The sequence below is a fragment of the Streptomyces sp. CLCI03 genome, assembly GCF_053615355.1.
Map to the genome: position 1 here is coordinate 2,735,031 of NZ_CM132132.1, position 26,082 is coordinate 2,761,112.

25 protein-coding genes are annotated in these 26,082 nt (G+C 71.3%); 14 read left to right on the forward strand and 11 right to left on the reverse strand.

The genetic code is table 11. The features are described 5' to 3' along the window. Window positions 1-22: 22 nt before the first annotated feature. The 7 genes from ACWG52_RS12225 to ACWG52_RS12255 all read right to left on the reverse strand — a co-directional run bounded on the left by ACWG52_RS12225 (window position 23) and on the right by ACWG52_RS12255 (window position 6,764). Window positions 23-1,999: a radical copper oxidase GlxA gene (locus tag ACWG52_RS12225; RefSeq protein ID WP_389805550.1), complete on the reverse strand. Its 1,977-nt coding sequence runs from the start codon at window positions 1,997-1,999 to the stop codon at window positions 23-25. A gap of 2 nt (window positions 2,000-2,001) precedes the next feature. Then, window positions 2,002-3,762, reverse strand: coding sequence for a glycosyltransferase family 2 protein (locus tag ACWG52_RS12230; protein ID WP_453128673.1), 1,761 nt, complete (start codon window positions 3,760-3,762; stop codon window positions 2,002-2,004). Between the two features lie 179 nt (window positions 3,763-3,941). Then, window positions 3,942-4,571: a TetR/AcrR family transcriptional regulator gene (locus ACWG52_RS12235; RefSeq protein WP_389805554.1), complete on the reverse strand. Its 630-nt coding sequence runs from the start codon at window positions 4,569-4,571 to the stop codon at window positions 3,942-3,944. Beyond that, window positions 4,568-5,257 (reverse strand): DUF4166 domain-containing protein, encoded by a 690-nt coding sequence (locus ACWG52_RS12240; protein WP_390138043.1) that lies wholly within the window; start codon window positions 5,255-5,257, stop codon window positions 4,568-4,570. The genes ACWG52_RS12235 and ACWG52_RS12240 overlap by 4 nt, the downstream gene beginning before the upstream one ends. Then, window positions 5,254-5,952 carry a hypothetical protein gene (locus ACWG52_RS12245; protein ID WP_352163627.1) on the reverse strand — a complete coding sequence of 233 codons (699 nt, stop codon included), beginning with the start codon at window positions 5,950-5,952 and terminating at the stop codon, window positions 5,254-5,256. The genes ACWG52_RS12240 and ACWG52_RS12245 overlap by 4 nt, the downstream gene beginning before the upstream one ends. A 171-nt stretch (window positions 5,953-6,123) precedes the next feature. Then, window positions 6,124-6,420, reverse strand: a complete 297-nt coding sequence (locus tag ACWG52_RS12250; protein WP_389805562.1) for an MTH1187 family thiamine-binding protein — start codon at window positions 6,418-6,420, stop codon at window positions 6,124-6,126. Further along, entirely contained in the window at window positions 6,417-6,764 is a 348-nt protein-coding gene (locus ACWG52_RS12255) for a DUF3817 domain-containing protein (protein WP_033218884.1), read from the reverse strand. The genes ACWG52_RS12250 and ACWG52_RS12255 overlap by 4 nt, the downstream gene beginning before the upstream one ends. 187 nt (window positions 6,765-6,951) lie before the next feature. Between ACWG52_RS12255 and ACWG52_RS12260 the strand changes: the two genes are divergently transcribed. From ACWG52_RS12260 to ACWG52_RS12280, 5 genes are all read left to right on the forward strand, one after another. Further along, window positions 6,952-7,590 (forward strand): AIM24 family protein, encoded by a 639-nt coding sequence (locus ACWG52_RS12260; protein ID WP_033218882.1) that lies wholly within the window; start codon window positions 6,952-6,954, stop codon window positions 7,588-7,590. Next, complete coding sequence (locus tag ACWG52_RS12265; protein WP_030720825.1) at window positions 7,590-8,240, forward strand: AIM24 family protein; 651 nt, start codon at window positions 7,590-7,592, stop codon at window positions 8,238-8,240. Before ACWG52_RS12260 ends, ACWG52_RS12265 begins: the two co-directional genes overlap by 1 nt. 11 nt (window positions 8,241-8,251) lie before the next feature. Beyond that, the gene (locus ACWG52_RS12270; RefSeq protein WP_326750448.1) at window positions 8,252-9,055 is read left to right on the forward strand and encodes an AIM24 family protein; all 804 of its coding nucleotides are present in this window, start codon (window positions 8,252-8,254) and stop codon (window positions 9,053-9,055) included. A gap of 62 nt (window positions 9,056-9,117) precedes the next feature. Next, the gene (locus ACWG52_RS12275; protein WP_453129062.1) at window positions 9,118-9,621 is read left to right on the forward strand and encodes a MarR family winged helix-turn-helix transcriptional regulator; all 504 of its coding nucleotides are present in this window, start codon (window positions 9,118-9,120) and stop codon (window positions 9,619-9,621) included. A 128-nt stretch (window positions 9,622-9,749) separates the two neighbouring features. Continuing rightward, on the forward strand, window positions 9,750-10,319 hold the full coding sequence (locus tag ACWG52_RS12280; RefSeq protein WP_453128676.1) for a PepSY domain-containing protein: 570 nt from the start codon (window positions 9,750-9,752) through the stop codon (window positions 10,317-10,319). A 64-nt stretch (window positions 10,320-10,383) separates the two neighbouring features. On the opposite strand, the gene meaB is transcribed toward ACWG52_RS12280, so the two are convergent. Next, window positions 10,384-11,346, reverse strand: a complete 963-nt coding sequence (meaB, locus tag ACWG52_RS12285) for a methylmalonyl Co-A mutase-associated GTPase MeaB (protein WP_375943683.1) — start codon at window positions 11,344-11,346, stop codon at window positions 10,384-10,386. Between the two features lie 108 nt (window positions 11,347-11,454). Then, entirely contained in the window at window positions 11,455-12,654 is a 1,200-nt protein-coding gene (locus tag ACWG52_RS12290; RefSeq protein WP_033218877.1) for an acetyl-CoA C-acetyltransferase, read from the reverse strand. Window positions 12,655-12,789: 135 nt separating this feature from the next. Here ACWG52_RS12290 and mce point away from each other — a divergent pair, with 135 nt between their 5' ends. From mce to ACWG52_RS12325, 7 genes are all read left to right on the forward strand, one after another. Next, on the forward strand, window positions 12,790-13,218 hold the full coding sequence (mce, locus tag ACWG52_RS12295) for a methylmalonyl-CoA epimerase (protein WP_008738238.1): 429 nt from the start codon (window positions 12,790-12,792) through the stop codon (window positions 13,216-13,218). A gap of 192 nt (window positions 13,219-13,410) precedes the next feature. Continuing rightward, on the forward strand, window positions 13,411-17,967 hold the full coding sequence (gene scy / locus ACWG52_RS12300) for a polarized growth protein Scy (RefSeq protein WP_453128679.1): 4,557 nt from the start codon (window positions 13,411-13,413) through the stop codon (window positions 17,965-17,967). Between the two features lie 195 nt (window positions 17,968-18,162). Beyond that, window positions 18,163-19,101 carry a coiled-coil domain-containing protein gene (locus tag ACWG52_RS12305; RefSeq protein WP_033218870.1) on the forward strand — a complete coding sequence of 313 codons (939 nt, stop codon included), beginning with the start codon at window positions 18,163-18,165 and terminating at the stop codon, window positions 19,099-19,101. 102 nt (window positions 19,102-19,203) lie between these two features. Continuing rightward, window positions 19,204-20,199, forward strand: coding sequence for an ABC transporter ATP-binding protein (locus ACWG52_RS12310; protein ID WP_389805575.1), 996 nt, complete (start codon window positions 19,204-19,206; stop codon window positions 20,197-20,199). Between the two features lie 2 nt (window positions 20,200-20,201). Next, on the forward strand, window positions 20,202-20,972 hold the full coding sequence (locus ACWG52_RS12315) for an ABC transporter permease (protein WP_389805578.1): 771 nt from the start codon (window positions 20,202-20,204) through the stop codon (window positions 20,970-20,972). A gap of 146 nt (window positions 20,973-21,118) precedes the next feature. Then, complete coding sequence (locus tag ACWG52_RS12320; RefSeq protein WP_389805581.1) at window positions 21,119-22,255, forward strand: ABC transporter ATP-binding protein; 1,137 nt, start codon at window positions 21,119-21,121, stop codon at window positions 22,253-22,255. Further along, window positions 22,252-23,088 (forward strand): ABC transporter permease, encoded by an 837-nt coding sequence (locus ACWG52_RS12325; protein ID WP_389805583.1) that lies wholly within the window; start codon window positions 22,252-22,254, stop codon window positions 23,086-23,088. Before ACWG52_RS12320 ends, ACWG52_RS12325 begins: the two co-directional genes overlap by 4 nt. 19 nt (window positions 23,089-23,107) lie before the next feature. On the opposite strand, the gene ACWG52_RS12330 is transcribed toward ACWG52_RS12325, so the two are convergent. After that, the gene (locus tag ACWG52_RS12330) at window positions 23,108-23,434 is read right to left on the reverse strand and encodes a hypothetical protein (RefSeq protein WP_030009607.1); all 327 of its coding nucleotides are present in this window, start codon (window positions 23,432-23,434) and stop codon (window positions 23,108-23,110) included. Between the two features lie 229 nt (window positions 23,435-23,663). Here ACWG52_RS12330 and ACWG52_RS12335 point away from each other — a divergent pair, with 229 nt between their 5' ends. After that, window positions 23,664-24,695, forward strand: a complete 1,032-nt coding sequence (locus ACWG52_RS12335; protein WP_453128683.1) for an LLM class flavin-dependent oxidoreductase — start codon at window positions 23,664-23,666, stop codon at window positions 24,693-24,695. 85 nt (window positions 24,696-24,780) lie between these two features. Here the strand turns inward: ACWG52_RS12335 and ACWG52_RS12340 are convergent, their stop codons facing one another. Beyond that, a complete protein-coding gene (locus ACWG52_RS12340; RefSeq protein WP_030037139.1) occupies window positions 24,781-25,173 on the reverse strand; it encodes an SCO5389 family protein in 393 nt (130 codons plus the stop codon). A gap of 220 nt (window positions 25,174-25,393) precedes the next feature. Here ACWG52_RS12340 and nucS point away from each other — a divergent pair, with 220 nt between their 5' ends. Further along, the gene (gene nucS / locus ACWG52_RS12345) at window positions 25,394-26,065 is read left to right on the forward strand and encodes an endonuclease NucS (protein ID WP_030764075.1); all 672 of its coding nucleotides are present in this window, start codon (window positions 25,394-25,396) and stop codon (window positions 26,063-26,065) included. Window positions 26,066-26,082 lie beyond the last annotated feature (17 nt).

Genomic DNA, 26,082 nt, shown 5'->3' on the forward strand with positions numbered 1-26,082 from the left:
CCGGACGCGGCCCGGACACCCCCTACGGGGCCGCCGGCCGCGGGGCCTTGACCTGGAGCCACTTCGCCACCGACGGCGTCCCGTCCGCGTCGGTCACGAACAGCATGTACCAGCCCGGCGGCACCAGCGTCGGGTCCTGCGGCACCTCGACCGTGACCGAGCGGTCCGCCTTGGTCAGCCCGAGCTCGATCGAACGCTGCTCCACGTCCGTGGTGTGCGTGACCGCGCTCGGCCGCATCAGGCGGGCCCGGGCGATCCGTTCCGGGTCCGCGGTGGCGAAGGTGGCCCGCCCGGCCGCGTCGAACGCTTCGGGCCCGTCGCCCAGGACCGGCCGCCGGGCCGGGTCCCGGTAGAGGTAGGGGGGCGAGTACACCTCCATCCGGTGCTCGAACTTGCCCAGCCTGGTGTTGTCCTTGTCGGCGAAGAGCGGGTCCGAGCCGAAGGTCGCCACCCTCCCGTCCGGCAACAGCAGCGCCTCGGAATGGTAGTTGCGGCCCACGGTCGGGTCCGCGGCGGCCACGAAGGAGTCGGTGCGCGGGTAGTAGAACTGCGCCTTGTGGATGTCGCTGGCACCGCGGCCGCGGTAGTCGGCGGAACCGCCCGTGGTGAAGACCGAGTCGTCCGGCAGCAGCACGCTGCTCAGATAGCGGGTGGCGCGGGGCAGCCGCGCCGAGGTCCGGAAGACCGGGTTCTCCTCCTTCAGGTCGACGATCGCGGTCCGGCGGGAGGAGAGCTTGGACTCGCCGACCCCACCGCCGCCGAGGACCATCACCTTCTGGTCCTGGGCGGGCGCCAGCAGGAGCGAGGAGGAGGTCTCCATGCGGTCCGGCTCGGCGAGCCCGCCCACCTTCTCGAACGTGTTGGTCGCCAGGTCCCACACGCCCGGCTCGCGCCCCTTGGTCTTGGGGCCGTAGCCCGCGTTGGAGCCGGTGTAGAGGAGCTTGCCGCCCTGCATGAGGAAGAGCGCGGGATAGGTCGGGAAGTAGTGGAAGGGGGCCTTCGACCACTTCTTGGTCTGCGGGTCGTAGTACTCGTTGTCGCCGGGCACCACGTCGCCCACGTCGTTGAGTCCGGAGACCGCGAGCACCCGCCCGTCCTGAAGGGTCACGAGCGTCGGGTACCAGCGGGCGTCGCTCATCGGGTCGACGCGGAGGTACTTCTCCGCCTCCGGGTCGAACTCGTACGCCGACTTGATGCCCTGGAAGTCCTGTTTGTCGGCGCTCAGTCGCTCCGCGAGCCCGTAGACGTTGTCGGCGTCCTTGCCGGTCAGCCCGACCACCTCGTACTGCGCGGCCTCCGTGGTCAGCCCCGCGGCGCCGGGCTTCACCGCCTCCACGAAGACCCGTGACTCGGCGGCGACCACGGTGGTCCGCCAGGGAACGGCCTGTCCACCGCGCCCGTAGGTGATCTCGAACTTCTTCCTGGCCTTCGGCACGACCACGTCGAACTTCGCCTCGTACTCCACCCCGGACGGGGACCGGAAGCGGGTGCCCTTGCGCAGCTTGACGATCTTGTCGGGGTTCTCGTTCTTGACCCGCATCCGGCCGCCCGCCCGGGTGACCTTCCCGTGCAGGACCTCGTAGCGGGCGGTGCCGCCGGCCACCAGCAGGCGCCCGTCGGGGAGCTGGCTGTGCCCGGCGCAGAAGAAGTCCTCCGGGGTCGGGATCTTCTTGAAGCTGTTGTCCTCGGGATTCCACAGGACGGTCTCGAAGGTGCCCTTGTCGAAGTTCTTCTGGTTGTTGCCGCTGCCGGCGATGAGCAGCACCTTGCCCGTGTGCAGCAGGGCCGCGTGCATGGCGTTGATGCGGTACTCCTCGGGGAGCCCGACCAGGTCCCACGCCCCGTACTGGATCCGGTAGCTGGTCTGCCCGATCTTGTACGAGTGGTACTTGTCCTCGGCGAAGGAGAGCGCGGCGGGCGCGTTGAGGGCGACGAGCAGCAGCACGGCCGCGGCGCCCAGGGCGGTCTTCTTGAACTTCTTCGAAGGCCGGTAGTCCATGCTCAGTTCCCTCCTGTCGCTTGGACGTACGCCGGCTCCTCACCCGGCTCGGAGCCCGGTTCCGTCCCGCCCTCCGAGCCCGGTCGGCCGCGTGTCACGCACCACACGGCGAGCGGGGCGAGCGCGATGGCCAGGGCCAGCACCGCCCATACGCGCATGGCGACGTGCGTGTGCTCGAAGCGGACGGACGCCAGCAGCGAGGCGATCAGGACGGCGGCCCAGAAGAGGTGGATGCGGAAGGTCGCCAACCGGTCGGGGCTGGCGTCCCCGCCCTTGGGGGTGACGACGAATCGGCCCTCGGTGCGCAGCACCGCCGAGCCGAGTGACCTGAGGTAGACGGGCGCGCAGACCGCGGAGAGGGCCATGCCCGCGACGCCGCCGGAGCCCGCCGGTTCGTGGGGGGAGACGTTGTGGCGGCGGTTCCACAGGTAGAGGCCCACCTGGAGGGCGGCCGCGTCGGCGTAGAGCATCAGCCAGACCTTGGAGGAGACCTGGGTGCCGGAGGCGCCGAACCACAGGAAGAGGGCGCAGCTGAGGATGCCGAGCAGCCAGTTCACCGCGGTCATCGGGTAGTAGACGAGCATCAACGTGTAGTTGAGCCGGCGCCCGGCGGGCATCGTGAACAGGCTCTTGCGGTACTGCTTGAACAGGGTCTCGTAGGTGCCGCGCGACCAGCGCAGCTGCTGGGTGAAGAGGTCGGTCCAGGAGGCGGGGCCCTCGCCGACGGCGAGTACGTCGGGGGTGTAGACGGAGCGCCAGAACCGCCCCGTGGCCGGGTTCCTGCGGCGGTGGAGCTCGAAGCCGGTGGCCATGTCCTCGGTGATGGAGTCGTAGAGTCCGCCGATCTGCCGCAGGGCGCTGATCCGGACGGCGTTGTTGGTGCCGACGAACATCGGGGCGCCGTACCGGTTGCCGGCGCGCTGGATCAGGGCGTGGAAGAGGTACTGCTGGGATTCGGCGGCCTTGGTGACGGCCTCGGTGTAGTTGCCGTAGACCTGGGGGCCGACGACGAAGGCGACGTCGGGGTCGCGGAAGAATCCGAGCATCCGCTCCAGGTAGTTCGCGAGCGGGACGTGGTCGGTGTCGACGGAGGCGAAGAACTCGTAGTCGTCGCCGTGCCGCAGCAGCCAGGAGTTGTAGTTGCCGTGCTTGGTCCTCGCCCGGTGGGGACCCTTGGCCGTGTTCCACTCGGGCACGCCCTTGCGGGTGAAATGCCGTACGCCGAGCCGCGCGCACAGCGCCCGGGCCTCGGGGTCGTCGCCCTCGTCCAGCAGCCATACGTCCAGCGGCCCGTCGTGGCGCACGCGCCGCGCTCCCTGGAGCGTGGCCCGCACCATGGCGAGGGGTTCCTTGCCGGGGACGTAGGTCGTCAGGAACGCGACGCGGGTGCCGGGCTCGGCCGGTACGGGGACGGGGTCGCGGGCGACCATCGTGGCGTGGGCGATCGACACCACGTTGACCAGGGTGAAGAGCATGATCAACGCGATGGAGCAGAGCATCGTGGCATCGAGGACGACCAGCCAACGGGCCGCGCCCTCCCGGACGGTCCAGTGGCTGGGCCAGACCAGGTAGAGCAGCAGTCCGGCCGCGGCCATCGGGGCGAGGGTCATGAGGGCGATCGCCCGTATTCGGGTGCGGACCTCCTCGCGCGAGAGCAGGGAGCGGTACTCCACCCGGTACACGCCGTCGGGGCCGGGGGTCGGTTGCGCGAGGGGACCGGCGAGGCGGCTGTGCGCCTCGTAGTCGAATCTTTCCGGCGCCACGGTCCCTCCCGATGCTCGATCCCGAGGCCGATATCCCTACGAAAGGCGACAGCTTCGGTCGTGTCGAACGGGGCTCGGCCGACCGGGCGGTCCTTCCGCGGATCGGGCGCCGTAGGCCGTACGGGTGATGCGCGCGGATGACGCAGGCGGCGCGGGCGGCGCGGGCGGCGCGGCCCGGTTCAGCGGGTGCCGCGCCGCAGGCCGTGCCGCACCACGCGCTGGCTCAGGGAGCCGAGACCTTCCAGCATCGTGGCCAGTCCGGCCAGCTGTTCCAGCGCGGCGAGCGCGCTGCCGGCGCCCTGCGGGTCGACCCCTTCGTACAGCTCGATGCCGATGAAGGAGGCGGCCGTGGCCCGGGCCAGCCCGGCCGGGTCGGCGTACCCCTCCAGCGGGGTCGCCGCCAGCAGCCGGGTGAGGACCTTCTCCAGCTCCTCGACCCACAGTCCGAGCCCGTCGGCGGTGGCGGCGGCGAGGACGGGCGAGGTCTGCCCGGCGGCCAGCAGCTGCCCGAGCAGGGCGACGTTCCCGGCGGCGCGTTCCTCCTCGTGCATGGCGCGGGCGAACTCCAGCAGTTCGGCGAGGCTGCCCAGGGCGGCGAGGCGGTCGCGGTAGCGGGCCACGCGCTGCTCGGCGCCGTATCGGCAGGCCGCGGCGAGCAGCTCGTCCACGGAGCCGAAGTGGTAGAAGATCAGGCCCTGCCCCACTCCGGCGGTGGCCGCGACGGTGCGTGCGGAGGCCTTGGCGACGCCCTGCTCGGCCAGGGTGCGCAGGGCTCCTTCGAGCAGCTTCTGCTTGGTGGCGGCGCTCATGCCCGGGCCTCCTCGCGGACCGGCCGCAGGTCGCCGCACAGGCCGGTCGCCCACCGATCGCGGGCGTCGACGTACTCAGCGATGAAGGAGCCCTCGTAGCCGAAGAGCGGTCCGAAGCGGCGGTTGACCACGCGCACCCGGATCCGGAACCGGCCGGTGGTGTCGTCGAAGGACTCGCGGACCTCGGCGTCGCCGCCGATCAGGTCGGGCACACGGACGTCGACGGGGCCCTCGCGGAAGCGGTGTTCGCCGGAGCGGATGAGCAGCGAGCCGTCGGGCTCGGCGCTCATGTGGAGGTCGCTGGCGAGGTGCTGGTGGGTGCCCAGGTAGTCGAGGACGCAGTCGCGTTCGGGGCTGTGGACCATGGTGGCGTCGAACCGGTGCGGCCCGTCGGGCAGCTGGAAGGTCCGGACGAAGGTGACGGTCTCGCGGCCGAAGGAGTCGAGGTAGGGGAGGTTCTCGATGACGAAGGGGACGTCGCGCCCCTCGCGCGGCACCAGGATGTTCCGCGTGCCGCCGAGCCGGAGGAAGGGCTTCACATAACCGGGGCCGTGCCATATCCGCTCCATGGTGCCGCGGCCGACGCAGCCCTCGCCGCTCGTGAGGCCCACCGAGAAGCGGCGCTGGATCTGCGGGTGCAGACGGTCGAACTCGGCGCCCATGTGGGCCCGGAAGATGGAGGTCACGACAGCTCCAGGGTGCTCAGCAGGCGGGGCGCGGGGGCCGGGGTCCGCCCGGGCGGGGTGCGCAGGCAGCGGCGGGCGGCCGGGGTGCCGGGCAGCGGGGGCAGCAGCAGGGCGGCGACCAGGACGAACAGGGCGATCGGCAGCGGCGCGTACAGCAGGGCGGCCACCGACAGCAGGGCGCGCAGGGCGCCCTCGCCGATCGCGCGGGCCAAGGCGCGTCCCGGGGTGGTCCCGCGCTCGCACCACAGCCGCAGCCGGTCGAAGGACCAGGCGGTGGCCCAGCCCATGAGGGGGCGCAGGACCAGCCGGTCGGCGAGGGCCCCGAACCGACCCCAGCGCGGGCGGTAGTCGTAGCCGGTGAGGAAGCGGATCCCGTCGGCGTCGGGGACGTAGCGCCAGTAGCCGCTGCCCTCGGCGAGCAGCGACAGCGGGTGTTCCGAGGCGAACCGCAGGGCCGACACCCGGGTTCCGTCGGGGCGGTGGCGTTCCCCGGCGGAGATCCCGGTCCCGTCGACGGAGAGGAACGGCAGCACGCGGGTCGCGTACCGGAACCGCTGGGGCTCGCCCTCGGCGCGCGGGAGGTAACCGATGGAGGTGAACCGCAGGTCCCACCGCTGGTGCTGGGCCGGGTCCTGGCTGCGCTCCCAGAGTTCGTCCATGCCGGCCCGGATCCGCGTCTCGACGTAGAGACCCATTCCCACCCCCCGTTCGTCGTGTTGAGCGATCGCTCAACCGGCACCCTAGGGGAAATTGAGCAATCGCTCAAACGAGGTCGGCCCGGGCACGCGGGCATGCGGAAGCGCCCCCGGCCTCGGGCCGGGGGCGCTTTCGGATGTATCTGGCGATGTCGGGCGGGTGAGGGCGGTTCAGCCCTCGGCCAGGTGCCGCTCCACCGTCTCGACCTTGGAGGTGATCCCGTCGTGGACCCCGGCACGGATGTCGGCCTTGAGGATGAAGGAGACGCGCGGGGCGCGCTCCTCCACGACGGCCACCGCGCGCCGGATCACGTCCATGACCTCGTCCCACTCACCTTCCACGGTGGTGAACATCGCGTCGGTGCGGTTCGGCAGCCCGGACTCGCGGACCACCCGGACCGCGTCGGCGACGTACTCGCCGACCTCTTCACCGACCCCCAGCGGGGTCACCGAGAACGCGACGATCACGCCTGGGCCGCCTCACGCGCGACGCGGGCGGCCACCACACTGTCCGCCTCTTCCCGCTTGAGCAGCTTGTCGCCGTAGAGGCCGCCCAGGGGCACCACGGAGAGGACGAAGAAGAACAGGACCTTCTTGAAAGGCCACTTCGCCTTGTACCAGACGTCCAGCAGCAGCACCCCGTAGATCATGAACAGGATCGCGTGCAGGAAGCCCAGCGGCATCAACAGGTAGTCGATGTCCGAGACCCGGCTCAGCAGCGAACCGAAGATCAGCAGGGCCGGGAACGACAGCGCCTCCGGAACGGAGACGAGGCGGAGCCGATGCAGGGCGGAGGCGGTCTTGATGTCCACGTGGAACCTTCGGGGTGGAGGCCAGGGTCCTTCCCAGTGTCTCAGCCGCTTTACGGGATCTTGACCCGGCCCCTCCCGCTCCCGGGCCCGCGCGGGCCGGGCCCGGTCGCCCCCATATCTCCCGGGTGTGGCATATATCGTCCACAGGGCCCTGTTCGGGGTCGCCCGGTGCCGATAACGTCTTCCCGTGGCTCAGTTCCGACTCCAAGGCAGCAAGGTGCTGGCCGTCGACCTGACCGGGGATGCCGTGAAAGCGAAGAACGGCTCCATGGTCGCGTACGACGGGCAGATGGCCTTCAAGAAGATGACCGGCGGCGGCGAAGGCCTCCGCGGCATGGTGACCCGCCGACTGACCGGCGAACAGATGACAGTGATGGAAGTGCAGGGGCACGGCACCTGCTTCTTCGCCGACCGCGCGAGCGAGATCAACCTGGTCTCCCTGCGCGGTGAGAAGCTCTACGTCGAGTCCAGCAACCTGCTGTGCACCGACGCCGGCCTGCGGACCGGCACCACCTTCACCGGCCTGCGCGGCGCGACGACCGGCAACGGCCTCTTCACCACGACCGTCGAGGGCTCGGGCCAGGCCGCGATCATGTCCGACGGTCCGGCCGTGGTGCTGCGCGTGAGCGCCCAGTACCCGCTGTCCGTCGACCCCGGCGCGTACATCGCGCACACGGGCAACCTCCAGCAGTCCTTCCAGTCCGGTGTGAACTTCCGCACACTCATCGGCGAGGGCTCCGGCGAGGCGTTCCAGATCCGCTTCGAGGGCGAGGGCCTGGTCTACGTGCAGCCCAGCGAGCGCAACACCGTCGGGGGCGACATCTGATGCCGTTCCGCGAGATCAACTCGAAGATGGTCGAGGCCCAGGTGATCCCGGGTCAGAAGATGTTCAGCCAGCGCGGCGCCATGCTCGCGTACCGCGGCGAGGTCTCCTTCACCCCGAGCCTGACGGGCGGTCAGGGCGGGGTCATGGGCATGATCGGGCGCCGGGTGGCGAACGAGCAGACCCCGCTGATGGCGGTCGAGGGCAGCGGCACCGTGATGTTCGGCCACGGCGGCCACCACATCCAGGTGATCAACCTGACCGGCGAGACCCTCTACGTCGAGGCCGACCGACTGCTCGCCTTCGACGGCACCCTCCAGCAGGGCACGATGTTCATGGGCTCCCAGGGCGGGGTCATGGGCATGGTCCGCGGCCAGGTGACCGGCCAAGGCCTCTTCACCACCACCCTCAAGGGCCACGGCTCCGTCGCCGTGATGGCCCACGGCGGGGTCATCGAGCTGCCGATCACCCCGCAGCGCCCGATCCACGTGGACCCGCAGGCGTACGTCGCCCACCACGGTGACGTGCGCAACAAGCTCTCCACCGCCCTCGGCTGGCGGGACATGGTGGGGCGCGGCTCGGGCGAGGCGTTCCAGCTGGAACTGTCCGGCCAGGGCGCGGTGTACGTACAGGCCTCCGAGGAGAAGCTGTGAACTTTGGCCCTGTGACCGGCGGACCGGGCGGCCCGACGGTCTACGACCCGTACACGCTGCCCTCCGACGACAACGTGAACGCGTACACCTTCTGCGTGGAGCTCAAGGGGAGCCAGTGGTTCCTGCAGAAGGGCAAGATGATCTCGTACTACGGGCACATCGAGTTCAACGGCATCGGCAACGGCCGCTTCGACCGGCTGCTGCGCACCAGCTTCCACTCGCCGCTGCACGCCAGTGACTGGGTGGTCGCCGAGGGCTCGGGCAAGATGCTGCTGGCCGACCGGGCCTTCGACGTGAACTCGTACGACCTGGACAACGGCAACCTGACGATCCGGTCGGGCAACCTGCTCGCGTACCAGCCCTCGCTCGCCCTCAAGCAGTCGATCGTCCCGGGCTTCCTGACGCTGATCGGAACCGGGAAGTTCGTGGCGGCGTCCAACGGACCGGTGGTGTTCATGGAGCCGCCGCTGCGCGTGGACCCGCAGGCGCTGGTGGGCTGGGCCGACTGCCCTTCGCCGTGCCACCACTACGACCACGGCTACATGACGGGCGTGATGGGCGGGCTGCGCTCGCTGACCGGCCTCGGGGGCAGCTCGGGCGAGGAGCACCAGTTCGAGTTCGTCGGCGCGGGGACGGTGCTGCTGCAGTCGTCGGAGATGCTGATGGCGGAGCAGGCGATCGGCGCGGTCGGCGCCGGGGCGGCCACGGGCAACGCGCAGGGCGTTCCGGGGGCCGGTCAGGGTCCGATGGGGCAGCTGGGTGTGCCGCGGATGCCGGGACAGCTGGGTGATCTCCAGCGCCGCCTCGGACTGTGATCCCCGGACCTCGATTTTTGTACGTAATTCAACTTTTTAGGTAGAGTTCATTCATGGAGACCATGGAGACCGACACGGCCCCCCTCCCCCAGAGTCCGTCCGGGGGCACCCGCTGGCTGACCGATGCCGAGCAGTGCGCCTGGCGCACCCACCTGGACGTCAGCAGGCTGCTGATGCACCAGCTGGAAAAGGATCTCCAGCCCTTCGGACTCACCAACAACGACTACGAGATCCTCGTGAACCTCTCGGAGTCGCCGGACCACCGGATGCGGATGAGCGATCTCGCGACCGCCACGCTGCAGTCCAAGAGCCGGCTGTCGCACCAGATCACGCGCATGGAGACGGCCGGCCTGGTCCGCCGGGTGAACTGCGAGTCCGACCGCCGCGGCCTGTACGCGGTGCTCACGGACGAGGGCATGGAGACGATGCGCCGGGTCGCCCCGCACCACGTGGCGTCCGTCCGCCGGCACTTCATCGACCTGCTGCCGCCGGAGGCCCTCGCGGCGCTGCGCGCCTCGCTGACCCCGGTCGCGGAGCACCTGCGCGACAACCGCGGCAAGGTCTGAGGCCGAGCCGTCCGGGCAGCGCGGGCCTCACGGGCTCGCCGCGCCCCGGACGGCCGTCGGCCCGACAATGGCTGGGAACGCTCGCTGCCGGCCCTTGTCCGTCGGGCCGGCCTGAGGAGGTCCAGCCTATGAAGCGCAACGTGTTCGTCTCAGCCGCCGCGTCCGTGGCCCTGCTGACCGCGGCTCCCCTGGCGACCGCCGCCACGGCGTCCGCCGACTCGGCGAGAACCGCCCCCGTGTCCGCCGCCGCCCGAGCCGACGTCTCGGCCGAGCAGGCCATCGCCGCCGCCCTCAAGGACTATCCGGGCGTGGTCGAGTCCCTCGACAGGGACGGCAACATCTGGCACGTGGACGTGATCACCAAGGACGGCAAGGGCCACGCCGAGCTGGAGGTCGACGCCGCCACGGGCAAGGTCTCCCGGGAGAACGTGGACAAGGACGAGAACCCGGGCGAACACAAGGGCCTGCTCGCAGCCAAGATCACTGCAGCGCAGGCCGCCAAGGCCGCCGTGGCCGCCCATCCGGGCACGACGTGGACCGTCGAGTGGGACTCCGACGACGACAGCGGCAAGACCCCGTACTGGCACGTCGAGGTCAGGGGCTCCGACGGCAAGACCTGGGACGCGTCGGTGGACCCGACGACCGGCAAGGTCACCGCACAGACCGACTCCGACTCCGACTCCGACGACAACTCCTGACCCCCGGCCACCGGCGGGGAGCGCCGCACGCGCTCCCCGCCGAGCCGTGGGCCCCGGCGGGGGCTCAGGCCTCCGTCAGCGTCTCCAGCAGCGCGTCCGCCGCCGCGTACGGGTCGAGCTCGCCCACGGCCACCCGGGCGGCCAGCGCGTCCAGGTGCGCGTCACCGTGCACGTCCGCCATCCGCGCCCGCAGCGCGGTGACGGCGATCGTCTCGACCTCCCGGGCCGCCCGGCCGGCCCGCCGCCGGGCCAGCACGCCGCGCTCGTCCATCCACGCCCGGTGCTTCTCCAGCGCCTCGACCAGCTCGTCGATGCCCTGACCGCGGGCCGCGACCGTCTTGACGATCGGCGGCCGCCAGTCGTCCCGGCCCCGGGCCTCGCCCAGGCCCAGCATGTGGTTCAGCTCCCGGGCGGTGGCATCCGCCCCGTCCCGGTCCGCCTTGTTGACCACGTAGACGTCGCCGATCTCCAGGATGCCCGCCTTCGCGGCCTGGATCCCGTCGCCCATCCCGGGGGCCAGCAGCACCACCGAGGTGTCGGCCTGCGAGGCGATCTCCACCTCCGACTGCCCGACCCCGACCGTCTCGACCAGGATCACCTCGCAGCCGGCCGCGTCCAGCACTCGGATCGCCTGCGGGGCGGCCCAGGCCAGACCGCCCAGGTGGCCGCGGGTGGCCATGGAGCGGATGTAGACCCCCGGGTCCGAGGCGTGGTCCGACATCCGCACCCGGTCGCCGAGCAGCGCCCCGCCCGAGAAGGGCGAGGACGGGTCCACGGCCAGGACGCCGACCCGCTTGCCGGCCTTGCGGTACGCGGAGACGAGCGCCGAGGTCGAGGTCGACTTGCCGACGCCCGGTGACCCCGTCAGCCCCACCACGTACGCCCCGCCCGTCAGCGGGGCCAGCGCGGCCATCACCTCGCGCAGCTGCGGGGACGCGCCCTCGACCAGCGAGATCAGCCGGGCCACCGCCCTCGGTCGGCCCTCACGGGCCTGGGCCACCAGCTGGGGGACGTCCACCGCCGTCATACGTGCTGCGCTCCTCGGTTCTCGTACGGGATGTCGGAGGGCCGCCGGGCCCGGGAAGGGAGGGCCGCCGGGGCGCCCGTGTCGGGGCCCCGGCGGCCCGGCTTCCGCCTACTTGGCGACGCGGACGATCAGCGCGTCGCCCTGGCCGCCACCACCGCACAGCGCGGCAGCGCCGACGCCGCCGCCACGGCGCTTCAGCTCCAGCGCCAGGTGCAGCACCACACGGGCGCCGGACATGCCGATCGGGTGCCCCAGGGCGATGGCGCCACCGTTGACGTTCACCTTTTCCGGGGTCACGCCGAGGTCCTTCATCGACTGGACGGCTACCGCGGCGAAGGCCTCGTTGATCTCGATGAGGTCCAGGTCGGAGACCTCCAGGCCCTCCTTCTTCAGGGCGTGCAGGATCGCGTTCGACGGCTGCGACTGGAGCGAGTTGTCGGGACCGGCCACGTTGCCGTGGGCGCCGATCTCGGCGATCCACTCCAGGCCGAGCTCCTCGGCCTTCGCCTTGCTCATCACGACCACGGCGGCGGCGCCGTCGCTGATCTGCGAGGAGGTACCGGCGGTGATCGTGCCGTCCTTGGCGAAGGCCGGACGCAGCTTGCCGAGGGACTCCACGGTGGTCTCGGGACGGATGCCCTCGTCGGTCGAGAAGATCACCGGGTCGCCCTTGCGCTGCGGGATCTCCACGGGGACGATCTCGGCCTCGAAGACGCCGTTCTTCTGCGCGGCCGCGGCCCGCTGGTGCGAGGCGGCGGCGAACTCGTCCTGCGGGGCGCGCTCGATGCCCAGGCGGGTGTTGTGCTTCTCGGTGGACTCGCCCATCGCGATGTTCTCGAAGGCGTCGGTGAGACCGTCGTAGGCCATCGCGTCCAGCATCTCGACGGCGCCGTACTTGTAGCCCTCGCGGGTCTTGGGCAGCAGGTGCGGGGCGTTGGTCATGGACTCCTGACCGCCCGCGACCACGATGTCGAACTCACCGGCGCGGATCAGCTGGTCGGCCAGCGCGATCGCGTCCAGACCCGAGAGACACACCTTGTTGATGGTCAGGGCGGGCACGTTCATCGGGATGCCGGCCTTGACGGCGGCCTGGCGGGCGGGGATCTGGCCCGCGCCGGCCTGCAGCACCTGGCCCATGATCACGTACTGCACCTGGTCGCCGGAGATCCCGGCCCGGTCCAGCGCGGACTTGATGGCGAAGCCGCCGAGGTCGGCACCCGAGAAGGACTTCAGCGAGCCGAGCAGCCGTCCCATGGGCGTGCGGGCCCCGGCGACGATCACAGAAGTGGTGTTGTTCGATCCGGACATGAGGCACAGCCCCTTGGATGAGGAGTGAACGAGGGTTTACGTGAATGTACTGGGCGGTACCTCAGCGGTCACCCGGGTGCCGGTGTGATCGCGCGCACGTTGCGTGACGACCCCCTTCGGCGGTGCACTGTCACCATGCTGACAAGAATCGACCACATCGGGATCGCCTGCTTCGACCTGGACAAGACTGTCGAGTTCTACCGTGCCACGTACGGCTTCGAGGTGTTCCACTCCGAGGTCAACGAGGAGCAGGGTGTCCGCGAGGCCATGTTGAAGATCAACGAGACGTCCGACGGCGGCGCCTCCTACCTCCAGCTCCTGGAGCCCACCCGCGAGGACTCCGCCGTCGGCAAATGGCTGGCCAAGAACGGCGAGGGCGTCCACCACATCGCCTTCGGCACCGAGGACGTCCAGGGGGACTCCGAGGCCATCCGCGGCAAGGGCGTCCGCGTCCTCTACGACCAGCCCCGCACGGGATCCATGGGGTCCTCCATCACCTTCCTGCACCCCAAGGACTGCCACGGCGTTCTCACCGAACTGGTCACCTCGAACCCCGAGCACTGACGGACCGCTGATGGCCCGATTCCCCGGCCGGTAGAGTGGCCATGGCTCGGCCGGGGTTCGGTGCGGAGACGGGGTCGGGGCCTGTGATCCCCGCCCCGGTATCTGACACCATTCCCCCGGGGGCGTCGTTCAGCGGGCGAGCGATGCTCATTGGGAGTGAGCTTGCGACCAGGGGACGGATGGGACCGCGCTGTGCGGGGCTACGAAAGCCAGGAGAGCCATCAGGCCGAGGCCGACCATCTCTCGCGCTTCGAGGCCGAGATGGAGCGGCTGAAGAAGGAGCGCGGGAAGGCCGTCCAGCACGCTGAAGACCTGGGGTACCAGGTCGAGGTGCTGCGCGCCAAGCTTCACGAGGTACGACGCGCGCTGGCGTCCCGCCCCGCCTACGACGGCGCGGACATGGGATACCAGGCGGAGCAGCTGCTCCGTAATGCCCAGATCCAGGCCGACCAGATGCGTTCGGACGCCGAGCGCGAGCTTCGTGACGCCCGGGCCCAGACCCAGCGCATCCTCCAGGAGCACGCCGAGCACCAGGCGCGCCTGCAGGCCGAACTGCACGCCGAGGCCGTCAACCGCCGTCAGCGCCTGGACCAGGAGCTGGGCGAGCGGCGCCAGACCGTCGAGGCCCACGTCAACGAGAACGTGGCCTGGGCCGAACAGTTGCGGGCCCGGACCGAGGCCCAGGCGCGCCGGCTCATGGAGGAGTCCCGCGCCGAGGCCGAGCAGTCCCTGAACGCCGCCCGCGCCGAGGCCGCCCGGGTCGCCGAGGAGACCCGGCGCCGGATGGCCGCGGACGCCGAGGCCGCCCGCGGGGAGGCCGAGGCCACCCTGCTGCGTGCCCGCAAGGAGGCCGAGCGGCTGCTGACCGCCGCCTCCTCGCAGGCCCAGGAGGCCAGCGAGCACGCCGAGCGGCTGCGCTCCACCACGACCGCCGAGGCCGAGCACACCCGCCAGCAGACCCTGGACCTGGGCCGGCTGGCCGAATCCCGGGTGCAGGAGGCCGACTCCGCGCTGCGCGAGGCCCGCGCCGAGGCGGAGAAGCTCCTCGCCGAGGCGAAGGAGAGCGCCACCCGGCAGCTGACGTCGGCGGAATCCGTCAACGAGCAGCGCACCCGCACCGCCAAGGAGCAGGTCGCGCGGCTGGTCGGCGAGGCCACCAAGGAGGCCGAGGCCCTCAAGGCGGAGGCCGAACAGGCCTTGGCCGACGCCCGCACGGAGGCCGAGCGGCTGCGCGCCGAAGCCGGCGAGAGCGCCCGTACGGCGGCGGCCGAGGACATGGCGGCCCAGCTGGCGAAGGCCGCCCGCACCGCCGAGGACGTACTGAACAAGGCCTCGGAGGACGCCCGGGCCACCACCCGGGCCGCGTCCGAGGAGGCCGAGCGGATCCGTCGTGAGGCGGAGGCCGAGGCCGACCGGCTGCGCCTGCAGGCGGCGACCACGGCCGACGAGCTCAAGGGCGCCGCGAAGGACGACACCGAGGAGTACCGGGCCCGCACGGTCGAGCTCCAGTCGGAGGCCCGACGGCTGCGCGGCGAGGCCGAGCAGCTGCGCGCCGAGGCCGTCGCCGAGGGCGAGCGGATCCGCGGCGAGGCCCGCCGCGAGGCCGTCCAGCAGATCGAGGAGGCGGCCCGGACCGCCGAGGAGCTGCTCGGCAAGGCCAAGGCGGACGCGGACGAGCTGCGCGGCGGCGCGACCGCCGAGAGCGAGCGGGTGCGCGCCGAGGCCGTCGAGCGGGCCGGCACGCTGCGCAAGCAGGCCGAGGAGACCCTGGAGCGGACCCGCGCGGAGGCCGAACGGCTGCGCGCCGAGGCCGAGGAGCAGGCCGAGGGCGTCCGTGCCGAGGCCGACGCCGCGGCGGTCGCCCGGCGCCAGGAGGTCGAGCAGGCGCTGGCCGCCAAGCGCGCGGAGGCCGACGAGGAGCTCGTACGGCTGCACACGGAGGCCGAGACCCGGCTGACGACGGCCGAGCAGACGCTGCGGGACGCCCGTGGCACGGCGGAGAACATCCGCCGGGAGACCACGGAGGAGAACGACCGGCTGCGCGCCGAGTCGGCGGAGCGGATCCGCACCCTGCAGACGCAGGCGGAGACCGAGGCCGACCAGCTGCGCACCGAGGCGGCGCAGGACGCCGGCCGGGTGCGCGCCGAGGCCGAGCAGTCCGCCGTGCGGCTGCGCGGTGAGGCCGAGGCCGAGGCCGAGCGGGTGCGCTCGGAGGCCCAGGAGACCGCGGACCGGCTGCGCGCCGAGGCCAAGGCCGCGGCCGAGCGGGTCGCCGCGGAGGCCGCGGAGGCGCTGGCCGCCGCGCAGGAGGAGGCCGCCCGGCGCCGCCGGGAGGCCGAGGAGACCCTGGCGTCGGCACGGACCGACGCGGACAGCGAGCGGGCCCAGGCCCGCGAGCAGAGCGAGGAACTGCTGGCGCAGGCCCGCAAGCGCTCCGAGGAGGCCCAGGCCGAGGCGGTCTGGCTGACCGAGGAGGCCGAGCGGCGCGCGTCGGAGGTCGTGTCGGCGGCGGAGGCCACCGCCCAGCAGGTACGGGACTCCGTGGCCGGGCTGCACGAGCAGGCCGAGGAGGAGATCACCGGGCTGCGCAACGCCGCCGAGCACGTGGCGGAGCGTACGAGGTCGGAGGCCGAGGAAGAGGCCGGCCGGGTCCGCGCGGACGCCTACGCGGAACGGGAGCGGGCCACCGAGGACGCCAACCGGATCCGCAGCGAGGCGCGGTCCGAGACGGACGCGGCGAAGGCGCTGGCGGAGCGCACGGTCGCCGAGGCCATCGCCGAGGCCGAGCAGCTGCGCGGTGACACCGCCGAGTACGCGCAGCGGGTGCGTACGGAGGCCACGGACGCGCTGGCCGCCTCCGAGCGGGACGCGGCCCGGACCCGGGCCGACGCCCGGGACGACGCGAACCGGATCCGCGGCGAGGCGGCGGAGTCCCTGGAGGCCGCGCGCGCCGAGGCCTCCCGGATCACGGCCGAGGCGACGGCGGAGGCCGAGCGGATCACCGAGGAGACCCTGGCGGCGAACGCGGCCACGGTCGACGAGGCGACGGCCGAGGCCGAGCGGATCACCACCGAGGCGGCCGAGATCGCCGAGGCCGCTCGTATCGAGGCCGCGGGCATCCTGGACGAGGCACGGGCCGAGGGCAACCGGCTGCGGACCGAGGCCGCGGAGCAGGTCGACCGGCTCATCACCGAGGCCGCGGCGGAGGCCGACCGGCTCACGGAGGAGACCCGTGCCGCGAACGCGGCCACCGTGGGCGAGGCGTCGGTGGAGGCCGAGCGGATCACCACCGCGGCGAACCGGCTCAAGACGCAGGCGGCCGAGACGCTGGCGAGCGCCGAGCGCGACGCCGCGCGGATCATGGTCGACTCGCGTGCCGAGGGCGACCGCCTGATCGACGAGACCCGTGTGGCCAACGAGGCCACCCTCGCCGAGGCGGCGGCGGAGGCCGACCGGGTGCGCGCCGAGGCGGCCACGGTGCTGGACGACGCCCGCGCGGAGGGCGGCCGGATCATCGGCGAGGCCACCGCCGAGGCGGACCGGGTCACGGTCGCGGCGAACGAGACGCTGGCGGGCGCCGAGCGTGACGCCGAGCAGACGCTGGACGAGGCGCGCGCCGAGGCGAACCGGCTGCGTACCGAGGCGGCCGAGCAGGCGGACCGGCTCGTCACGGAGGCCGTGTCCGAGTCGGAGAAGCTCACCGAGCAGACCCGCAAGGACAACGAGCGCACCGTCGGCGAGGCGGCCGGCGAGGCGGAGCGGCTGCGTGCCGAGGCGTCGGAGGCGCTGTCCTCGGCGCAGGAGCACGCGACCCGTACCCGGTCGGAGGCCGAGCGGGTCAAGGCGCAGGCCGCGGCCGCGGCGGAGCGCACCCGTGCCGAGGCCCGTACCGAGTCCGAGCGGCTGCTGGACGAGGCGCGCGAGGCGGCCAACAAGCGCCGTAGCGAGGCCGCGGAGCAGGTCGACCGGCTCATCACCGAGGCCTCGGCGGAGGCCGAGAAGCTCACGGCCGATGCGCAGAAGCAGGCCCTCGCCGCCACCACGGCGGCCGAGGAGCAGGCCGACGCGATGGTCGACGCGGCCCGCAAGGAGGCCGTGCGGATCACCTCGGAGGCCACCGTCGAGGGCAACTCCATGGTGGAGAAGGCTCGTACGGACGCGGACGAGCTGCTGGTCGGCGCGCGCACGGACGCGGCCGCCATAAGAGAACGGGCGGAGGAGCTGCGCGGCCGTGTCGAGGGCGAGGTCGAGGAGCTGCACGAGCGGGCCCGCCGGGAGTCGGCCGAGCAGATGAAGTCGGCCGGTGAGCGCGTGGACAAGCTGGTGCGCGCGGCGACGGAGCAGAGCGTCGAGGCCGAGGCGAAGGCCAAGGAACTCGTGTCGGACGCGAGCAGTGAGGCGAGCAAGGTGCGCATCGCCGCGGTCCGCAAGGCGGAGGCGCTGCTCAAGGAGGCCGAGCAGAAGAAGGCGGAGCTGGCCCGGGAGGCCGAGAGCGCCCTGGCGGAAGCCAAGGCGGAGGCCGAGCGCCTCGTCGAGGAGGGCCGCCGCGAGCTGGAGGTCCTCGTCCGCAGGCGGCAGGACATTCAGGGGGAGATCTCCCGTGTCCAGGACGTGCTTGAGGCGTTGGAATCATTCGAGGCGCCTTCGGGTGGCGGAAAGCCCACGGTCGGCGGCCAGGGCGCGGGGGGTGCCAAGGCCGGGGTCTCCGCGGGGTCCACTCGATCGGGTGGCAAGTCGTCGGAGGGGTAGCCAAATGCTCCGGGGTGTGTGCACCTGATGAAGGTTCAGGCGAACGGGTGACAAGCGTTCTGCTGTCTTGCCACTCAAAAGGGGTGTCATTGTCCAGATCAAACGCGGATTGACTCGATGACACGCCGTCTGGGCGCCTAGGATTCCCCTAACACCTCACGTAGCACCTCATCGGTCTCATTCGACAGGAACCCCATGAGCGACACTTCCTCCCCCTTCGGCTTCGAGCTCGTGCGGCGTGGTTACGACCGTGGTCAGGTGGACGACCGCATTACCAAGCTGGTCTCCGACCGCGACAGCGCCCTTGGACGTATCAACTCTCTGGAAAAGCGGATCGAGGAGTTGCACCTCGAGACGCAGAACGCCCAGGCCCAGGTGACCGACGCCGAGCCGTCGTACGCCGGCCTCGGCGCCCGGGTCGAGAAGATCCTGCGGCTGGCCGAGGAGGAGGCGAAGGACCTGCGCGAGGAGGCCCGTCGCGCGGCCGAGCAGCACCGCGAGCTCGCCGAGTCGGCCGCCCAGCAGGTGCGCAACGACGCCGAGTCGTTCGCCGCCGACCGCAAGTCGAAGGCGGAGGACGAGGGCGTCCGCATCGTCGAGAAGGCCAAGGGCGACGCCTCGACCCTGCGCGCCGAGGCCCAGAAGGACGCGGCCTCCAAGCGCGAGGAGGCCGACGCCCTCTTCGAGGAGACCCGCGCCAAGGCCGCCCAGGCCGCCGCGGACTTCGAGACCAACCTGGCCAAGCGCCGCGAGCAGTCCGAGCGCGACCTCGCCTCCCGTCAGGCCAAGGCCGAGAAGCGTCTCGCGGAGATCGAGCACCGCGCCGAGCAGCTGCGCCTGGAGGCCGAGAAGCTGCGTACGGACGCGGAGCGTCGGGCCCGTCAGACCGTGGAGACCGCGCAGCGCCAGGCCGAGGACATCGTGGCCGACGCCAACGCCAAGGCGGACCGCATCCGCAGCGAGTCCGAGCGCGAGCTGGCGGCGCTCACCAACCGCCGCGACTCGATCAACGCGCAGCTGACCAACGTCCGCGAGATGCTGGCGACGCTCACCGGTGCGGCCGTCGCGGCGGCCAACCCGATCGTGGACGACGAGCCCGTCACCCGCGGCGTCCCGGCTCAGCAGAGCCGCTGATTACCGGCGGGTAGCACGCGGCACCCGTCGTGCGCCCGATCGAGGGCCCTATGTCACCCTTTTGAGGTGGCGTAGGGCCCTCGGGCGTTCTAGCGTGTCCGCATGATCGAGCTTGAGGGCCTTACCAAACGATTCGGCACGACGACCGCCGTGGACCACCTCAGCTTCCAGATCCGACCGGGGGTGGTGACCGGCTTCCTGGGCCCGAACGGCGCAGGCAAGTCGACGACGATGCGCATGATGCTCGACCTCGACAACCCGACCAGCGGCACGGTGCGGGTGTACGGGAAGCACTACCGGGACCTGTCGGAACCGCTGAAGCACGTCGGGGCGTTGCTGGACGCGAAGGCCATGCACGGTGGCCGAAGTGCGTACAACAACCTTCTCTGTCTGGCGCAGTCGAACCGCATCCCGCGGCAGCGGGTGGACGAGGTGCTGGACCTGGTCGGCCTGACGGCCGTGGCGAAGAAGAAGTCCAAAGGATTTTCGCTCGGAATGAGCCAACGGCTGGGAATCGCCTCCGCATTGTTGGGCGATCCGGAAATCCTGATGTTCGACGAGCCGGTCAACGGCCTGGACCCCGAGGGAATTCTCTGGATCCGCAATCTGATGAAGGGCCTGGCCTCGGAGGGAAGGACGATCTTCGTCTCCTCCCACCTGATGAGCGAAATGGCGCTGACCGCGGACCATTTGGTCGTCATCGGGCAGGGAAAGCTGCTGGCCGACCTGCCGATGGCCGATTTCATCCAGCAGAACTCGCGCAGCTACGTACGGCTGCGCTCGCCGCAGCAGGAGCGGTTGAAGGACCTCCTGCACGAGGCCGGGATCAACGCGGTGAGCGTTCCCGCCACCGGAACCCTGGAGATCGACGGCGCCAGTGCGGAGCAGCTCGGCGAGCTGGCCGCCCAGCACCAGATCGTGCTGCACGAACTCAGCCCGCAACGGGCGTCACTGGAGGAAGCGTTCATGCGGATGACGGCGGACTCCGTCGAGTACCACGCCCACGCACCGGGCATGGCCGCCGACAACCCGGCACGGCCGGCCGACGTCCCCGCCTGGGGCGCCGGCTTCGAGGCGACCCGCAAGGCCGGTGAGTGACCATGGCCTTCACCGCCGTCCTGCAGTCCGAGTGGACCAAGATCCGCACGGTCGCCTCCACCAGCTGGACCCTCGCCCTCGTCTTCCTCGTCACCGTCGGGTTCGCCGCGCTGTTCAGCGCCACGTTCGACCCGGACAGCCTGCCGGCGGCCCAGCGGGCCACCTTCGACCCCACGGCGATGAGCCTCGGTTCGATGCAGCTCGGGCAGCTGGCCATGATCGTCTTCGGTGTGCTGGTCGTGAGCACCGAATACAGCACGGGCATGATCCGCACCTCGCTGGCCGCCGTACCCCGCCGGGAGCACTTCCTGCTCGGCAAGATGGCGGTGGCGACGGCGCTGGCCCTGGTCGTGGGGCTGCTGACCAGTTTCGTGTCGTTCTTCCTCACCCAGGCGCTGCTCGGTGACCTCGGCATCGGGATCGGCGAGGAGCACGTGCTGCGCGCCGTGACCGGCGCCGGACTGTACCTGGCGCTGCTCGCCCTCTTCTGCATGGGCGTGGCGGCCATGCTGCGCAGCTCGGTCGCCGCGATCAGCGTCCTGGTCCCGTTCTTCCTGATCGTCTCGAACCTGCTCGTCGGTTTCGACGCGACCCGGACGGTCGGCCAGTACCTGCCGAGCAACGCCGGTGGAAGGATCATGCAGGTCGTGCCCAACGCGTTCGACGCCCCCGAGACCCCCTACGGTCCGTGGGGCGGCTTCGGGATCATGGCTCTGTGGACGCTGGCCGCGGTACTCGGGGGGTACGCCGTCCTCCGCAAGAGGGACGCCTGACCTCCCGCCCGCGTACTACGGGTGATCCCCGGGTCGGACTCAGGGGCAGCTCAGGGATCCGGCCCGGGACGGAACCGCAGGAACCTCGTTATCCTCTTAACCCTTACGCGGGCGAAAGTCGTCCCGGCCTGGTAAGGGGCAGCAAGATGATCGAGGCAGTCGGCCTGACCAAGCGCTTCGGCGCCAAGACCGCCGTCGACCAGCTGTCCTTCCAGGTCAAGCCGGGTCACGTCACCGGCTTCCTGGGGCCCAACGGCTCCGGGAAGTCCACCACCATGCGCATGATCGTCGGACTGGACCGGCCCACGTCCGGTCATGTCACGATCAACGGCCAACCCTTCCGGGAGCTGCCGAACGCCCAGCGGCACGTCGGGGCCCTGCTCGACGCGAAGGCCGTGCACGGCGGCCGCCGGGCCCGCGCCCACCTGCTCTCCATCGCCCAACTCTCGGGGATCCCGGAGAAGCGGGTGGACGAGGTGCTGGCCGTGGTCGGCCTCCAGGACGCCGCCCGGCAGCGTACGAAGGGCTTCTCGCTCGGTATGGGCCAGCGGCTCGGCATCGCGACCGCGCTGCTCGGCGACCCGCAGGTGCTCCTGTTCGACGAGCCGGTCAACGGGCTCGACCCCGAGGGCATCCTCTGGGTCCGCAACCTCATGCGCCGGCTCGCCTCCGAGGGCCGCACCGTCTTCGTCTCCTCGCACCTGATGAGCGAGATGGCGCTGACCGCCGACCACCTGATCGTGATCGGTCGGGGGCGGCTGCTGGCGGACATGGGCACCCAGGAGTTCATCGCGCACAACTCGGCCGGATTCGCTCGGGTGCGGACGGCCGACACCGATCCAGATGGCTGGGACACGCTGGGTAAGGCCCTCACCAAAGCGGGTGGGCGGGTCCTCCAGGAGCCCGACGGAGCACTGCGTGTGACCGGGCTGGAGCTGCCGCGCATCTCCGACCTCGCGCACGAGGCGGGCGTACGGCTGTGGGAGCTGTCACCGCACCGGGCCTCGCTGGAGGAGGCGTACATGCGGATGACCCAGTCCACCGTCGAGTACACCTCCACCGACGACCCGCGGGCCGAGCTGTGGGAGCCGGAGCCGCTCTCCCTCCCGGCCTGGGAGGACGAGGCGGAGGCGGAGACGGCTCCCGAGGTCCCGCAGACCGGCTTCTACGCGCCGCCGCCGCCCGGCGCGGGCGGGCAGCCCTTCCTGATGCCCGGCAAGCCGGGCGAGCTCGCGAGCACCACCAGGAACACCACCCCGCGCACCCCCGAGGACACCCGATGACCCCGACGACCACGACGGCGGAGCAGTCCGGGAGCTACAGCTCCCCCCTCGCCACGCCGCGGCCGCACCTGGGGCACGCCATGGCCTCGGAGTGGACCAAGCTGGTCTCGCTGCGCTCCACCCTGTGGACGCTGGGTGCGCTCGTGCTGACCGTGGTCGGCGTCGGCCTGACCGTCGTCTCGCAGACCACGGACGTGGACTACACGCAGATCAACTTCACCACGCCCGCGCTCATCGGCCTGCTGGTCGGCCAGCTCGCGGTGATCGTCCTCGGGGTGCTGACCATCAGCTCGGAGCACGGCACCGGGCTCGTGCGGACCACTTTCACCGCCGCCCCGGACCGGTACCGGGTGCTCACCGCCAAGTACCTCGTCTTCAGCATGGTGGCCTTCGCCGTCACCGCGCTGTCGGTGTTCGTGGTCGGGGTCACCGCGGCGGTCATGCGCGGCGGCACCGCGTCCGGCCCGCACGCGGCCGGTGAATGGTTCGGAGCGCTGCTCGGCTGCGGCTACGTCACCCTGCTCGGCGTGCTGGCGCTGGCGATCGGCGCGCTGGTGCGGCACTCGGCCGGGGCGATCGCCGTGATGCTGGGCCTGGTCACGCTGCCGCCGGTGATCGGGGCCATGCTCAGCATGTGGGAGGCCGTCGCGTCCGCCGGCGAGCTCATCCTGCGCCACAACGTGCCGGTGGCGCTGATGACGCTGTTCGGTCTGCCGCAGGGCGGCGACGTGGGCCCGGAGCCGAGCACCGTCTCGCAGCTGATGCTCATCGTGCTGGTCACCGGCGGCGCGGTGATCGCCTCGTACGTGATCGTCGGCCGCCGGGACGTGTAGGCCGTCCCCTCCGGACCGGTCAGTACCGGGGAGCGTTACGGGACCGCTGCACCTTCGAGGTGCGGCGGTCCTTCGCGTTCCAGCAGGCCTTGTGCCAGTGCCGGCGGTCGTCCACGCCGCCGTACTCGGGCCAGGCCACCAGGTGCGGGGTACCGGAGGGGATCTCCTGGTCGCAGCCGGGGCAGCGGTAACGTTTGCCCGCCGCGCTCGCGCCGGCCACGTGCCGGACCTTCCAGTCCTCCCCCTGGTACTCCTCCGTGCGCTCCAGCCCGTAACGGTCGAGGCCGGTGCTGGGGCGTTCGTCCGGGGTCTCGCCGCCCCTGGGGCGGTTGTTGCGCGGTGACACGTATACCTCACGGATGGGCGGACGGCAGTGACTTTCTTCCAGACTACGCGCAGCGAGGCCGGGTACCCGCAGGGTTGCCGATGAAGGCGGTCGCGCGAAGAGGAATGGCCCGACAATCCCAATAACTTTCCTGTCGGCCCGTGCCTTTGGCACGTGTCAGACGTTGTTGCCATAGGAAGAACCGGTCCACCTGGGGGAGGCCGCGTCAGCCGCGAGGAGGATGAAGGCGATGCGCGTAGGAGCGTTTGTACTGGCGGCCCAGTTCCCGGGCCAGGGACAGGGAGAGGCACTGCACCGAGCGGTGCGGACCGCCGAGGTGGCCGAGGAGGCCGGACTCGACTCGGTGTGGCTCGCCGAGCACCACTTCGTCCCGTACGGGGTCTGCCCCTCGGCGGTGACCCTGGCGGCCCTGATGCTGGGCCGGACCCGGCGGCTGCGGGTGGGCACCGCGGTGAGCGTGCTGCCGAGCACGCACCCGGTGGCGCTCGGGGAACAGGCGGCCCTGCTGCACGTGACCTCGGGCGGCAGGTTCACCCTCGGGGTGGGCCGCGGCGGGCCGTGGGTGGACCTGGAGGTCTTCGGGGGCGGCCTGGACAGTTACGAGAACGGCTTCCCGGAGGCCCTGGACCTGCTGCGGCGCTGGCTGACGGAGGCCCGGGTCGGGGCCTGTGGCGAGCGCTACGGATTCCGCGAGGTGGCCGTCGTACCCCGCCCCTCGGAGGCCCTTGACGGGGACACGGCGGGGCCCGAGGTCATCGTGGCCTGCACCTCCGCCGCCTCGGTCCGGATGGCCGCGGAGCGGGGTCTGCCGATGCTCCTCGGGATGCACTGCGGGGACGAGAGCAAGGCCGAGATGGTCGCGCTGTGGCGCAGCATGGCGCTGGCGGCGGGCCATTCACGCGAACGCGTGGAGGGCGCGGGACACGTCTCGGCCGGGGTGTGCCAGATCGCCGACCGTACGGCGGACGCGCGCGAGACCCTGCTGAAGGCGATGCCGGGCTGGCTCAGGCAGGGTCTCGACGCGCATGTGACGGTGGACGGCCGGGTGCGCGCGATGCGGGATCCGGTCGCCTACACGGAACTGCTCTGCGACCTGCACCCGGTGGGCACCCCGGAGGTGGCGGCGGACCGGCTGGCGGCCACGTCGGCACGGACGGGCATCACGCGCTTCGCCCTCCTGACGGAGGGCTCCGGAGATCTCGCCGCGACGGAGGAGAACGTACGACGACTCGGCGCCGAGGTCCTTCCCCGTCTCGACTGAGATCCGCCGGTCCTGCCTGGGCCGTTTCTTTCGGATCACGCCGGTGGGCCCGGACATGATCCGAAAGAGGCGGCCAGGACACGGTCTAGCAGTCGCGCAGCTCGGGTGACTGGTTGAGCAGCTGACCGCGGATCGAAGTGAACTTGGCCAGCCGGTCGTCCACCGAGGGATCCAGCGGGAAGACCGCCACCCGGTGACAGTTCTGGAATGCCAGGCGCACTCCGAAGTGCCGCTGCAGCGCACCGCGTATCGCGTCACTCGCGAGGGCGCGCAGCAACTGCCCTCGCGCCTGCTCGTCCGGCGGCGGCGTCTGGTTGTCGGCGAACTGTCCGCCGTCCACCTTCAGCTGAGCCACCAACGAGCTGATCATCTCCCACGCGAAGGGCAGGGAGGTCCGGACGCAGTCGACGAAAGCGGCTTCGTCGACCTCGCCTCGCTCGGCCTGTTCGAGTAGGGCCGGTGAGACGTCGAGCGACATGGGTTCTCCTCTCGCGACCCCGGCCGTTCGGATTGCCGGAGTCTTACGGGCAGGGAAGGAGATCGCGACGCAGAGTGCACGCTCGACAACCTCCCGCTCACCACGGTAGGCGTCCCATCGGTGACGCACCAGGAGAATGCGCATACAACGCGCCATCGGCGAACGGGGCTTTCAGGGGCGAATCGCGTGAAGGCCTTCTCGTCGAGTAGCGTTGCCGACCATGCGTCTCGTCATTGCCCGCTGCTCCGTCGACTACGCGGGCCGGCTCACCGCCCATCTGCCCTCGGCACCCCGTCTGATCCTCGTGAAGGCTGACGGCAGTGTCTCGATCCACGCGGACGACCGAGCGTACAAACCGCTCAACTGGATGTCGCCGCCGTGCACCCTCAAGGAGGGGAGCGGCGATGAGGCCAACATCTGGACGGTCATCAACAAGGCGGGCGAGAAGCTCATCATCACCATGGAGGAAGTCCTCCACGACTCCTCCCACGAGCTGGGCACCGACCCGGGACTCATCAAGGACGGCGTCGAGGCACACCTCCAGGAACTCCTGGCGGACCGCATCGAGACGCTGGGCGAGGGCTACACGCTGATCCGGCGCGAGTACATGACGGCGATCGGCCCGGTGGACATCCTGTGCCGGGACGCGTCGGGCGCGACGGTGGCCGTGGAGATCAAGCGCCGTGGTGAGATCGACGGTGTCGAGCAGCTGACGCGCTACCTCGAACTCCTCAACCGCGACCCGCACCTGGCCCCGGTCCGGGGTGTCTTCGCGGCCCAGGAGATCAAGCCGCAGGCGAAGGTCCTGGCGACGGACCGCGGCATGGACTGCGTGGTCCTGGACTACAACGCGATGCGCGGCATCGAGGACGACAAGCTCCGCCTGTTCTGATCCTCCGCTCCACCCCG

Bases quoted from the DNA above. Each gene is read 5' to 3' on its own strand.
- ACWG52_RS12225 (WP_389805550.1), bottom strand. From the start codon at position 1,999: ATGGACTACCGGCCTTCGAAGAAGTTCAAGAAGACCGCCCTGGGCGCC.
- ACWG52_RS12235 (WP_389805554.1), bottom strand. From the start codon at position 4,571: ATGAGCGCCGCCACCAAGCAGAAGCTGCTCGAAGGAGCCCTGCGCACC.
- ACWG52_RS12245 (WP_352163627.1), bottom strand. From the start codon at position 5,952: ATGGGTCTCTACGTCGAGACGCGGATCCGGGCCGGCATGGACGAACTC.
- ACWG52_RS12265 (WP_030720825.1), top strand. From the start codon at position 7,590: ATGCCGTTCCGCGAGATCAACTCGAAGATGGTCGAGGCCCAGGTGATC.
- ACWG52_RS12275 (WP_453129062.1), top strand. From the start codon at position 9,118: ATGGAGACCGACACGGCCCCCCTCCCCCAGAGTCCGTCCGGGGGCACC.
- ACWG52_RS12280 (WP_453128676.1), top strand. From the start codon at position 9,750: ATGAAGCGCAACGTGTTCGTCTCAGCCGCCGCGTCCGTGGCCCTGCTG.
- meaB (WP_375943683.1), bottom strand. From the start codon at position 11,346: ATGACGGCGGTGGACGTCCCCCAGCTGGTGGCCCAGGCCCGTGAGGGC.
- ACWG52_RS12290 (WP_033218877.1), bottom strand. From the start codon at position 12,654: ATGTCCGGATCGAACAACACCACTTCTGTGATCGTCGCCGGGGCCCGC.
- mce (WP_008738238.1), top strand. From the start codon at position 12,790: ATGCTGACAAGAATCGACCACATCGGGATCGCCTGCTTCGACCTGGAC.
- ACWG52_RS12305 (WP_033218870.1), top strand. From the start codon at position 18,163: ATGAGCGACACTTCCTCCCCCTTCGGCTTCGAGCTCGTGCGGCGTGGT.
- ACWG52_RS12310 (WP_389805575.1), top strand. From the start codon at position 19,204: ATGATCGAGCTTGAGGGCCTTACCAAACGATTCGGCACGACGACCGCC.
- ACWG52_RS12315 (WP_389805578.1), top strand. From the start codon at position 20,202: ATGGCCTTCACCGCCGTCCTGCAGTCCGAGTGGACCAAGATCCGCACG.
- ACWG52_RS12320 (WP_389805581.1), top strand. From the start codon at position 21,119: ATGATCGAGGCAGTCGGCCTGACCAAGCGCTTCGGCGCCAAGACCGCC.
- ACWG52_RS12325 (WP_389805583.1), top strand. From the start codon at position 22,252: ATGACCCCGACGACCACGACGGCGGAGCAGTCCGGGAGCTACAGCTCC.
- ACWG52_RS12335 (WP_453128683.1), top strand. From the start codon at position 23,664: ATGCGCGTAGGAGCGTTTGTACTGGCGGCCCAGTTCCCGGGCCAGGGA.
- ACWG52_RS12340 (WP_030037139.1), bottom strand. From the start codon at position 25,173: ATGTCGCTCGACGTCTCACCGGCCCTACTCGAACAGGCCGAGCGAGGC.
- nucS (WP_030764075.1), top strand. From the start codon at position 25,394: ATGCGTCTCGTCATTGCCCGCTGCTCCGTCGACTACGCGGGCCGGCTC.